The sequence below is a fragment of the Pedobacter sp. A2324 genome (genome assembly GCF_059693705.1).
In genome coordinates this window covers 182,864-194,645 of the sequence record NZ_JCASSK010000008.1, presented here as the reverse complement: position 1 = coordinate 194,645, position 11,782 = coordinate 182,864, and the positions used below count along the sequence as shown (strand labels likewise).

The 11,782-nt window shown below is 42.7% G+C and carries 9 protein-coding genes; 3 read left to right on the top strand and 6 right to left on the bottom strand.

Going from position 1 to position 11,782, the window contains the following annotated elements:
* Positions 1–107 precede the first annotated feature (107 nt).
* Together AC570I_RS21385 and AC570I_RS21380 are read left to right on the top strand one after the other, a co-directional pair.
* Positions 108–806 (top strand): ComF family protein, encoded by a 699-nt coding sequence (locus AC570I_RS21385; protein ID WP_497407112.1) that lies wholly within the window; start codon positions 108–110, stop codon positions 804–806.
* Between the two features lie 46 nt (positions 807–852).
* Positions 853–2,229 (top strand): hypothetical protein, encoded by a 1,377-nt coding sequence (locus AC570I_RS21380; RefSeq protein ID WP_497407111.1) that lies wholly within the window; start codon positions 853–855, stop codon positions 2,227–2,229.
* 119 nt (positions 2,230–2,348) lie between these two features.
* On the opposite strand, the gene glyA is transcribed toward AC570I_RS21380, so the two are convergent.
* Together glyA and AC570I_RS21370 are read right to left on the bottom strand one after the other, a co-directional pair.
* Entirely contained in the window at positions 2,349–3,620 is a 1,272-nt protein-coding gene (gene glyA, locus AC570I_RS21375) for a serine hydroxymethyltransferase (RefSeq protein WP_497407110.1), read from the bottom strand.
* Between the two features lie 80 nt (positions 3,621–3,700).
* Positions 3,701–4,441: a segregation and condensation protein A gene (locus AC570I_RS21370; protein WP_497407109.1), complete on the bottom strand. Its 741-nt coding sequence runs from the start codon at positions 4,439–4,441 to the stop codon at positions 3,701–3,703.
* A 154-nt stretch (positions 4,442–4,595) separates the two neighbouring features.
* On the opposite strand from AC570I_RS21370, the gene dxs reads away from it, so the two are divergent.
* Complete coding sequence (gene dxs, locus AC570I_RS21365; RefSeq protein ID WP_497407108.1) at positions 4,596–6,524, top strand: 1-deoxy-D-xylulose-5-phosphate synthase; 1,929 nt, start codon at positions 4,596–4,598, stop codon at positions 6,522–6,524.
* A gap of 245 nt (positions 6,525–6,769) precedes the next feature.
* On the opposite strand, the gene AC570I_RS21360 is transcribed toward dxs, so the two are convergent.
* The 4 genes from AC570I_RS21360 to AC570I_RS21345 all read right to left on the bottom strand — a co-directional run bounded on the left by AC570I_RS21360 (position 6,770) and on the right by AC570I_RS21345 (position 11,782).
* Positions 6,770–7,759: a UDP-glucuronic acid decarboxylase family protein gene (locus AC570I_RS21360; RefSeq protein WP_497407107.1), complete on the bottom strand. Its 990-nt coding sequence runs from the start codon at positions 7,757–7,759 to the stop codon at positions 6,770–6,772.
* 1 nt (position 7,760) lies between these two features.
* Positions 7,761–9,071 (bottom strand): UDP-glucose dehydrogenase family protein, encoded by a 1,311-nt coding sequence (locus tag AC570I_RS21355; protein ID WP_497407106.1) that lies wholly within the window; start codon positions 9,069–9,071, stop codon positions 7,761–7,763.
* Between the two features lie 43 nt (positions 9,072–9,114).
* Positions 9,115–10,722: a gliding motility protein RemB gene (locus AC570I_RS21350; protein WP_497407105.1), complete on the bottom strand. Its 1,608-nt coding sequence runs from the start codon at positions 10,720–10,722 to the stop codon at positions 9,115–9,117.
* Between the two features lie 142 nt (positions 10,723–10,864).
* Positions 10,865–11,782: a nucleotidyltransferase family protein gene (locus AC570I_RS21345; RefSeq protein WP_497407104.1), complete on the bottom strand. Its 918-nt coding sequence runs from the start codon at positions 11,780–11,782 to the stop codon at positions 10,865–10,867.

Genomic DNA, 11,782 nt, shown 5'->3' with positions numbered 1-11,782 from the left:
TTCCTACCTTGTTCCTTTGTGGTACCTATCTGTTAAGTGCCATGGTACTGCGAAACACGAACCAAACACCTATTGCACCTTTAGGGTTAAAACCTTAAATTAGTTACATGTTAGCAATAAAGCGCTGGAGCTCAGACTTATTTAACCTATTGTTTCCGAATCTGTGTAATGCATGCGGAATCCCCCTTTATCATAACGAAAATGTGATTTGCACCAAGTGCCTTTACAACCTGCCTTATACCGACTATCACCTGTACAACGAAAACCGGGTCGCAAAGCAGTTCTGGGGCCGGGTTCCCTTAAATGCTGCCATGGCCATGCTTTATTTCAGAAAAGGATCAAAAGCACAAAACCTGATTCATGCCCTGAAATATAACGCCAAAACAGAAGTAGGCACAGTGATGGGAACTTTAATCGGCGATCGGCTTAAGGCAAATCAACTGTATGCAGATATCGACCTGATCGTACCCGTACCACTTCATGCAAAAAAACTCCGGAGCAGGGGTTATAACCAAAGTACATTCATCGCTCAGGGAATTTCAGCCGCATTAAATGTTAGCGTTTGTGAAAATGCACTGATCAGGGACGTCGCTACTGAAAGTCAGACTAAAAAAAGCAGGTATAACCGTTATGAAAATATGCTCTCGGTTTTTACCACTAAAGATTCCAGCCTGTTTTTAAACAAACACATTTTATTGGTGGATGATGTGATTACCACAGGAGCAACTTTAGAAGCCTGTGCCAGCCTGATGTTAAGCCATGGTGCTGCAAAGGTAAGTGTTGCAGCAATCGCTTTTGCAGAATAAGCATCTACCTATTGCAATACATAGAACAAATACATAAGTTTGGAATATGCGTCTGCTCATTTGCACCTGGATCATCACTATCTTTTTCCTTGCTTCCTGCAGGAAAGATGAACGCATTACAACCGATCCCAATGCAATGCTGACCTTTGCGAACGACAGCCTGTTATTCGACACCCTGTTTACAACAATCGGCTCAATAACTAAAAGAATCAAAATCGCAAATCCCAACAGAAGCGCACTAAACATTGGACAAATCAAACTCTCCGGCGGAACATCATCTTCCTATCACCTGAACATTAATGGTGAATCAACTAATCTGAAACAAAACCTGATCATCAACGGTGGCGACTCCATCAACATCTTTGTGAAAGTAACCATCGACCCCAAATCAACGGCCTTGCCCTTTCTCGTACAGGATTCGATCATCATTAATTATAACGGGAATAAAAAGGCATTGCAACTGCTGGCTTACGGACAAAACGCTGTTTTTATCAATGGCGGAACGTTAAGCGGCAATGTAAACTGGACAAACACCCTCCCATACGTGATCAGTGGAAGTCCGACACTTACAAAAGGAAGCCAGCTAAATGTTTCAGCCGGTGCTAAAATTTACTTTCATAAAGACGCCACGCTGAATGTGGAAGGGGTCTTAAATGTAAACGGGTCCACTGCCGCGCCTATAATGTTTTGCAGCGACCGGCTTGAAAGTATATATAGCGAACAGCCTGGTCAGTGGCAAGGCATTCATCTAAGACCATCAGGCAATGCGCTGATTAAAAATGCAGTGATTAAAAATGCATCGGTTGGCATCACGTCCGATTCTTTGTCGCAAAACACCAATGCTAAGCTTATTCTAGCTAACACGATCATTAAAAACATGCAGGTAGCAGCTTACATCGGTTATCACTCCGAACTTAACGCATTCAATTGCCTCATGTATAACTGTGGAAATTATATCCTGTACGCCGTTGGCGGAGGCAATTATAACCTAAAACAGAACAGCTTTGCAGGATACAATCCCGATTTTCCGAGAAAAAATGCCGCGTTGACCTTTTCTGATTACCTATCGGCCAATGCCTATAACAACCTCCAAATCAACCTGACCAATAATATTATCTGGGGATCCCTCAGCAATGAATTAGACATTCAGAAAAAGAGTAACGCCGTTGTTCAACCGGTCATCATGAACAATTTAATCCGCACAACCAATACAGGGCTAAACACAAACAATAATATGATCAATACCGATCCGCAGTTTATCAGTCCTGTTTCGGGGAACTTCAACCTTTTAAGCACCAGCGCGGCCCTTAAAAAAGGCACTAATCTATCGGGCGATTATTATTTCAGCACTTATTTGAATAAAGACATCAATGGGGCTGACAGGATTTTCCCTTCATCTTTAGGCTGTTATCAGAAATATTAATTTTTTTTCATTTTATGAAAACAAAATCTCTTTAGTTTTCGTTTATATAATTGAGAGCGTTAATTTAGATGGTAAGGGTCGATATTTCTTCAAAGAGTATCGGCCCTTTACTTTTTATGCTATTTATATAAAGGAAATGCACTTACCAGTTTAACCACCTCAGCTTTTACTGCATTTAAGTTTGCCTCATCTTCCGGATTGGTCAACACCTGATCGATTAAATCAACGATTTGTTCCATTTCCGCTTCTTTTAAACCACGAGTAGTGATCGCCGCGGTACCCACACGGATACCTGAGGTTACAAACGGTGATTTATCATCAAAAGGCACCATGTTTTTGTTCACCGTGATTTCAGCTTTTTCCAAAGCGTTTTCTGCCAGTTTACCTGTGATGTTTTTATTACGTAAATCAATTAACATCAAGTGGTTATCCGTACCACCAGAAATGATTCCGTATCCTTTAGCAACAAAAGCTTTCGCCATTGCCTGCGCATTAGCCGCTACCTGTTTAATATATGTTCCGTATTCTTCACTTAAAGCTTCACCAAAAGCAATGGCTTTTGCAGCAATAATATGCTCTAGTGGTCCGCCTTGCGTACCCGGGAAAACTGCCATATCCAATACGCTGCTCATCAAACGAACCTCGCCTTTTGGCGTTTTTAATCCCCATGGGTTCTCGAAATCCTGTCCCATCATAATCATACCACCACGAGGTCCACGTAAAGTTTTATGTGTAGTTGTGGTAACAATATGGCAATGTGGAAGCGGGTTAGCCAACAATCCTTTAGCAATTAAACCTGCAGGGTGAGAAATATCAGCCAGTACCAAAGCACCGATCTGATCCGCTACTGAACGGATGAAAGCATAGTCCCACTCACGTGAATAAGCAGATGCACCGCAAATAATCAACTTCGGTTTTTCTGCCAAAGCCACCTCTTCCAGTTTTTTATAATCAATTAATCCGGTTTCCCTGTCTACACCATAAAATAACGGCTGATAAGTTTTACCCGAAAAGTTTACCGGAGAACCGTGGGTTAAGTGACCACCATGAGAAAGATCAAAACCTAAAATTTTATCTCCCGGTTGTAAAACAGCTAACATTACGGCTGCATTCGCCTGTGCACCTGAGTGAGGCTGAACATTCACCCATGCAGCACCAAATAATTCTTTTGCCCTGTCAATAGCAATCTGCTCTACCACATCCACTACCTGACAGCCGCCATAATAGCGCTTTCCAGGTAAGCCTTCAGCATACTTGTTGGTGAGTACTGAACCAGCAGCTTCCATTACTTGCTTGCTTACGAAGTTTTCTGATGCGATAAGCTCTAAACCATGCTCCTGGCGGTTTAGCTCCTGATCAATTAGGTCAAAAATTTTGGTGTCGCGTGTCATCCTATTATATAAGGTTTGTATTATTTTCGCAAAAGTAGGCATTTTATTTTAGACTCAGCAAACCAACTTGCTACTTGATACTAGACACCTGATACTAAAAAGTTATTGTACCCACTCCCGATCTTGATCTCCACAATCTGCTGTTGCAGCATCTCTAAAATCGCCAGGAAGTTATAAACGAAATGCACTTTGTTCTCAGAGTTCTTCAGCACCAGAGCGAAGTCGATTTGTTTGTTGATGTCGAGCAGGTTGGCAATAAAATGTTTCTGCTGTTCAATGGTGTAAGGGTACTGCACTACGGTGTGCTTCACTTCCTCACTCCGCAACTCATACTTCTGCATGGTACGGTGGTATACGGTGAGCAACTTATACAAATCCAGCGAAAGCAACTCATCCTGATGGGAAGATGACTCCGCAGCCAGCGTTAAATCATATTCAATGTTTCCGCGGCGCTCCTGTTGCAAGCGCGCTTCTTCAAAAACCTTCATCTCTTCCGCTGCCGACTTAAACTGCTTGTAGGCGATCAGCCGGGCAATCAGGTCTTGCTCCGGGTTAATCTCGTTACCCGCTTCATCAATCTCCATGCGTGGCAACAGCATTTTCGATTTGATGCGCATCAGGGTTGCCGCTACCAATATAAATTCACTGGCAACTTCCACGTTGAGGGAAAGGAGCTGATGAATATAAGCAAGGAAATCATTTGTGATCTTGGCAATCTCCACATCCTGAATGTTCAGCTCATCCCGCTCAATAAAGAATAAGAGCAAGTCGAAGGGGCCTTCAAAAACAGGAAGTTTGATTTCAAAATTGGAGTTTGGCATGCAAAACAAAAATAGCAATAGTGTTAAGGATTAACAATATTATATTTTGGCTGCTCAAAGTCGTTTTCTGCTCAGCTTTATACTCGCTACTTAATACTTGATACTTGACATAAAAATACCTTACTTTGTATCTTGTTTTTTACTATAATACTGAATGCAAGTTAAAGCTGGCCCCCTATTATCTACCATTAACTATCCCGCTGATTTAAAGCAGTATAGTGAAGAAGACTTAGTGCAAATTAGCCAAGAGTTACGTCAATACATTATTGATATCGTGAGTGTGAATGGCGGCCATTTTGGTGCCAGCTTAGGTGTTGTGGAGCTAACGGTAGCCTTACACTATGCATTAAACACCCCTTACGATAAAGTAGTGTGGGACGTTGGTCACCAGGCCTATGGACACAAAATCCTGACCGGCCGACGCGATTTGTTCCATACCAACCGCGTTTACAAAGGTATCAGTGGTTTCCCGAAAATTTCTGAGAGTGAATATGATACCTTTGGTGTAGGTCACTCTTCTACTTCCATCTCGGCTGCGCTGGGTATGGCTGTGGCGTCTCAGCTTAAAGGCGAAACCGACAGGCAGCATGTAGCCATCATTGGCGATGGTGCCATGACTGCCGGACTTGCATTTGAAGGACTCAACCACGCCGGGATCGAAAACAGTAATGTGCTCGTAATCTTAAATGATAACTGCATGTCTATCGACCCTAACGTAGGTGCCTTGAAAGAATATTTAACCAGCATTACCATCTCTAAATCTTATAACCGGTTCAGGGATGATATCTCCACCGTACTTGCAGGTCTTTCTAAACTTGGCCCCAATGCACATAAGTACGTGAAGAAAATAGAAAAAAGCATCAAAGGGACTTTACTTAAACAAAGTAACCTCTTCGAAGCGCTTAATTTCCGTTATTTCGGTCCGGTTGACGGGCACGATGTCAAACGCCTGGCGCAAACCATCAAAGATTTATCTGCGATACCAGGACCGAAACTGTTACACTGCGTAACGGTAAAAGGAAAAGGATTCGCACTTGCTGAAAAAGACCAGACCATTTGGCACGCCCCAGGTTTGTTCGATAAAATTACCGGCGAAATCAAGAAAAGCATTCCCGATAAGCCTCAGCCGCCTAAATACCAGGATGTATTTGGCCATACGATGGTGGAGCTTGCCGAAGCCAATGCTAAAATTGTAGGGATTACCCCTGCAATGCCCTCAGGGTCTTCTTTAAATATCATGATGAAGGCCATGCCTAAGCGGGCATTTGATGTGGGTATTGCCGAGCAGCATGCTGTCACTTTTTCTGCTGGTTTAGCCACGCAGGGGCTGGTACCTTTCTGTAATATTTACTCCAGCTTTATGCAACGCGCCTATGATCAGGTGATCCATGATGTAGCCATTCAAAAGCTGAACGTGGTGTTCTGTTTAGACCGTGCAGGTTTAGCAGGTGCCGATGGTGCAACCCACCATGGTGCATACGACATTTCTTATATGCGCTGCATCCCGAACCTGATTGTTTCTTCTCCCATGAACGAGGAAGAGCTGCGGAACCTGATGTATACTGCCCAGCAGGATAACATCGGCCCATTCGTAATCCGCTACCCTCGTGGTAATGGTGTGATGCCCGACTGGAAACGTCCTTTCAAAGCGCTGGAAATCGGTAAAGGCCGCAAAATATCGGATGGTGAAGAAGTCGCTATCCTGACTCTTGGTCACGTAGGAAACTTTGCCGTAGAAGCTACCGCTGAATTAAACAGCGAAGGTTTATACCCGGCACATTATGATATGCGTTTCGTGAAACCTTTAGATGAGCAAATGCTTCATGAGGTTTTCTCTAAATTTAAACATGTAATCACTGTAGAAGATGGTTCATTGCCAGGTGGTATGGGCTCAGCAGTAATTGAGTTTATGGCCGATCACCATTACAGCGCCAATGTGGTGCGTTTGGGTATCCCCGATCAGTTTATTGAGCATGGTGAGCAACCGGAGCTATGGGCAGAGTGTGGTTACGATAAAGATGCGATTGTGAGTGCGGTTAAGAAAGTAGGGACAAAAAGGGTAACGAATACGTTGGTGGGGTAAGGGTTGTGGTGGTTTTTACCACCTCAGACATTTTAGAACACCTGAGATATTATAATCACTTTCCAAAATCTATTTTTAGGGATACCTGGGTAGCTATGCTTCCTAACTTTCACCATATAAGGAATGTAGGGACATATGAGTTCGATATACCCAATTCGATATACACAAATTACCTATATCATTATCCCGTTTACCTGGGGAGGCAGTGAAGCATAATCATTCCCGGTTGCCCGGGAATGAGGCAATTACTTATTAAAAGTGGTGAAGTCTTTATGCTCTATTTTCTCCAGGGCTTCAGCAGGTAAAGACCTGAAATAATCATAGGTAATTTTCAGTCCCTCGGCACGGCCTACCTTAGGCGCCCAGCCCAGAATGGCTTTCGCTTTGGTAATGTCTGGTCTGCGTTGTTTAGGGTCATCCTGTGGAAGTTCTTTGTACACAATCTTCTGGTTGGTACCGGTGAGCTTGATGATCTCCTCGCAGAACTGCTGGATCGTAATCTCATCCGGGTTACCGATGTTTACCGGTTGTGCATAGTCGCTCATCAGGAGGCGGAAAATGCCCTCAATCAAATCATCTACATAGCAGAAGGATCTGGTCTGACTGCCATCGCCGAATACCGTTAAATCTTCACCTCTTAAAGCCTGACCGATAAAGGCAGGCAATACCCGACCATCGTTTAAACGCATGCGCGGGCCATAGGTGTTAAAGATCCTCACGATACGGGTTTCTACGCCGTGGAAAGTATGGTAGGCCATCGTAATGGCTTCCTGGAAACGTTTGGCTTCATCATATACCCCACGCGGACCAACCGGATTCACATTGCCCCAGTATTCCTCTGGCTGAGGGTTTACATTTGGATCGCCATAAATTTCTGAAGTGGAAGCAATCAGCATTCTCGCTTTCTTGGCTCTCGCTAAACCGAGCAAATTATGCGTGCCTAAAGAACCTACCTTCAGGGTCTGAATCGGAATTTTAAGGTAATCAATCGGACTTGCAGGTGAAGCAAAATGAAGGATATAATCTAAGTTTCCGGGGATGTGTACAAACTTGGAAACATCGTGGTTATAAAACTCGAAATTCTCCAGTTTAAACAAATGCTCAATATTGGCCAGATCGCCTGTAATCAGGTTATCCATTCCAATCACATGGTAGTCCTCCGCAATAAAGCGGTCGCACAGGTGCGAGCCTAAAAATCCTGCAGCTCCAGTTATTAATATTCTTTTGCGCGCCATGTTAATCAATCAGTTTACGGCCAATGCTATTGTAATAATAACCCAGGGCAATCATCTTCTGTAAATCGTATAAATTACGGCCATCAAAAATCACCTTATTTTTTAAAATCTGATGGATCTTTTCGAAATCCGGATTGCGGAATACCGACCATTCGGTAGCGATCAAAAGCGCATCGGCACCTTCAAGTGCTTCATACTGGCTTTGCGAATAGTTTACTTTATCACCAATCACCGCCTGAACGTTCTCCATGGCTTCCGGATCAAATACCGTAACCGTAGCGCCGTTTTTCACCAGTGCATCAATGATGTATAAGGCAGGAGCCTCACGGATATCGTCGGTTTCCGGTTTAAATGCCAGTCCCCAAAGCGCAAAATGTTTACCCTGTACGTTGCCTTTATAATATTTTAAAACCTTATCCACCAATATGGTCTTTTGTCGTTCGTTCACTTCCATCACCGATTTCAGGATCTGGAAATCATATTCATAATCATCAGATGATTTTACCAGTGCCTGCACATCTTTAGGAAAACAGGAGCCTCCGTAACCTACGCCCGGGAAAAGGAACCTTTTGCCAATGCGCTCATCCGAACCAATGCCTTTTCTCACCGCGTCGACATCCGCCCCTACCAGTTCGCATAAGTTGGCCACCTCATTCATAAAGGTAATTTTTGTAGCCAGGAATGAGTTTGCTGCATATTTGGTCAGCTCTGAAGAACGTTCATCCATAAACAGGATTGGGTTTCCCTGGCGCACATAAGGACCGTAAAGTTCAGTCATCAGCTTTTTGGCTTTTTCACTTCTGGTGCCCAACACCACGCGATCAGGTTTCATGAAGTCATCCACAGCTACCCCTTCGCGCAAGAACTCCGGATTCGATACCACATCCACTTCAATGTTGCTGTGGGCTTCAAATACCGCTTTTACTTTATCTGCAGTCCCCACCGGAACTGTCGATTTGTTTACGATAATTTTATATTCTGTAATCAGTTTTGAAATGTCTTTGGCAGCACCCAATATAAAAGACAAATCTGCTGCACCATCCCCACCCGGAGGCGTTGGCAATGCCATGAAAATAATCTGTGCAGCCGCTACCGCATCAGCCAGGTTGGTAGTAAAAGTAAGCCTGCCCTGCGCAATGTTGCGGTGAAAAAGTAAATCCAAACCAGGTTCATAAATGGGCACTTCCCCATCCTGCATCTTTTTCACCTTACTTTCGTTAATGTCTACACAAATCACGTCGTTACCAGTCTCTGCAAGGCAGGTTCCTGTAACCAAACCTACATATCCTGTACCTATTACGGCTATTTTCATATTGCTATTAAATGATTGATAAAATGTTGAATGTAAAAGGGGATTAAAAGTCGGTATACAAGTTTCTAAACGAACTGCGTAAACCGAAAGTGATGATGCCGGTATTTTGTTTACCCAGCATATTGCTTTCCCTTCTTACAATACCACCTAGTTCTAAACGCAGGTTATATTTAGGATTCACTACGTAAGCAACTCTACCCTCCGCGTAAACCAGATCCGTTCTTACGCCTTGTGTGGTATAGTTGCCATTCGGTTGTACTACATCGGTGTAGGGCTCGAAGATGTTCTTGCCATAATTCTGACCGGTAGCATCCAAACCATATTTCGCATACATCAACTCGCCACTGAAATCAAAACGTTTGTATGAATAGTTTAACAAGCCCACTACTTCCCTGAAGTTTGCACCCAGTGGATGCGCTAAAGGTTCATTGTAGTTGGCATAATTGCCGATCCGTGTTCTTGACGAATAAGTATAGGGTTTGGCGGTATTATATTCCAATAGGTAATTCAAACCAGCAACTTTAAATACATCTGCCCCTCTCACCCCTAACTGCCAGCCATATTTATTACGGGAGCTACCTGATGAAGAAAAGAAATTCTTAGCTTCAAATTCATCTAAAGAAAATTGGCCATAAGCCACCAGTTCTTTTGAGAATTTATATTTACTGGTAAAACCGATTAAAGCATTATCCGGTGAGCCACTTGAAGCTTCTACAGGACGCAAAAATATAACCGGACTGGCGTAGCCCCAGTCGAACCCACGTTTGTTACCTTCATCATCATATTGCGACCAAACGATTGAATCAAAGAAACCGATTGATAAACGATTGTTCACATTCCAGTCTAAATAATGAAATACCCCACCCTTCTTTCTGTTTCCGGCATCGTATGATAATTTAGGTGCCCCAGGATCTTGCATAGATGTCCACATGGCCATATATTGCACATTTCCCAGGTTAGCCGTTAAACGCAATAATGGTGCTGGCGATGAAAAATCAGATAATAGCATCGAGCGATAACCATCACCAATAAAGGTTTTATCGTAACCAGCAGTAATGTTTAGATATTTAATCGGTGTATAAGATAAAGTCGCGGTAACGTATGACCAGTCAAGCGAGCTTTTGCCGCCGTTGAAACCATACGCGCGATTGTAGGATTGCCCTGGTACTACTCCGGTGCTATTTACATAGTTGTTATAATATTGAGAAAACTGTCCCTGGTTCTCATAACCGCTGGTGTAGAAGGAGAACTTCTTTCCTACTGTTCCACCCACCTGGTATCCCCTGGTATTTAGCCAAACATTCTGTTTACCGGAGAAGTCTTTCCCAATCTGGAAATCAGGAAGGAAGTCTGCGTATACCGTAAAGTCTTCTTTCTTGATATCTAATAAATGTTCCTGCCAAAGCTTACGGCCACCCCATGATTTGCGGCTCGAATCTCCGTTATAACTCAATAACATACTCGCTTTCTTCACGATCAAACTGTCATCAATAAAGAAAGGCTTTAGAGAACTATGAAAACGCGTTTCTGGATTGTAGATTTCTGCGCCTAACTTCTGGTAAAACTGATAAGAATAAGGCTGATACTGCGATTGTGCACTTAACCGGCTGATTGAGATAGCCAAAAGAACGAGTAGTAAGATTTTTTTCATGGATATTGTTTATGTACCGGTTACAAAAGAACGGAAATTATACGGGAAACGGAAAATTCGATCATCAGGCCTGGCTGTTTACGCAAAAATCCCGCTTGCGCAGGATTAATACTATATATGTTTAACGACTTAAAAAGCAAACTTAATTAACTAATGCTTCTTTCCAAAGAACTTCAGGATAAACTCCCTCATGTGTCAGTTTCAACAACTCTTCTTTTACTATTGGCGCATCATCCTTAAACGTTACCCCAAACCATTTCGCATCCGTAGGAATTACTGAGATTGCGGCGTTTCCACTTTTGAGCATCTGATCTGCTACTTCCGGGATTAAGAATTCTGCTTTAAGCTCATTCTTATTTTCTTCCAAAAACTGATAGTATTGTTTTTCCATCCAATTAATAAATGTTGGATCAAAACAGAAAAAGTTCATGCTTACCTGCGTATCCTGATCCAGGATTTCCTGGTGATCATTTTCAAGACTTACGATTTTGCCATCTTTTAAAATGATTTCTCTTCTTTCTTTGATGGAAACAATTTCGTTATGAGTATTGGTTTTAATTTCACCCCTGGTGACCGCACCAAATTCACTTACCGTATTTTTTAGTGCATAACCCAGGCATGCGTATTTGCCGTCAGCAATTTTTGTTGTCAAAAATTGATAAGCCTGTTGAAAGGCGTCAAAACCATAAAAATCATCTGCATTAATTACTGCAAATGGCTCATTCACTTTACCTTTGCAACAGAGCAATGCATGAGCTGTGCCGAACGGTTTGACACGATCCTGATTAAATTGAATCCCATTGCTAAAGCTATCTAACGATTGAAATACATAGTCGAGCTCTATCTTACCGTTTAACTTCGCTTCCATTGATTTTGCAAAAGCCTTATGAAATTCTTCCCTAATGATGAAAATTACTTTACCGAATCCGGCTTTGATGGCATCATAAATAGAGTATTCCATAATGGTTTCCCCATTTGGCCCAAAAGACTCTGTCTGCTTATTCCCTCCATATCGGCTCGCCATTCCTGCAGCCAGTATTACTAATGTTGGTCTTGTCAT

Bases quoted from the DNA above. Each gene is read 5' to 3' on its own strand.
- AC570I_RS21370 (WP_497407109.1), bottom strand. From the start codon at position 4,441: ATGCCAAACTCCAATTTTGAAATCAAACTTCCTGTTTTTGAAGGCCCC.
- AC570I_RS21380 (WP_497407111.1), top strand. From the start codon at position 853: ATGCGTCTGCTCATTTGCACCTGGATCATCACTATCTTTTTCCTTGCT.
- AC570I_RS21345 (WP_497407104.1), bottom strand. From the start codon at position 11,782: ATGACAAGACCAACATTAGTAATACTGGCTGCAGGAATGGCGAGCCGA.
- AC570I_RS21385 (WP_497407112.1), top strand. From the start codon at position 108: ATGTTAGCAATAAAGCGCTGGAGCTCAGACTTATTTAACCTATTGTTT.
- glyA (WP_497407110.1), bottom strand. From the start codon at position 3,620: ATGACACGCGACACCAAAATTTTTGACCTAATTGATCAGGAGCTAAAC.
- AC570I_RS21350 (WP_497407105.1), bottom strand. From the start codon at position 10,722: ATGAAAAAAATCTTACTACTCGTTCTTTTGGCTATCTCAATCAGCCGG.
- dxs (WP_497407108.1), top strand. From the start codon at position 4,596: ATGCAAGTTAAAGCTGGCCCCCTATTATCTACCATTAACTATCCCGCT.
- AC570I_RS21360 (WP_497407107.1), bottom strand. From the start codon at position 7,759: ATGGCGCGCAAAAGAATATTAATAACTGGAGCTGCAGGATTTTTAGGC.
- AC570I_RS21355 (WP_497407106.1), bottom strand. From the start codon at position 9,071: ATGAAAATAGCCGTAATAGGTACAGGATATGTAGGTTTGGTTACAGGA.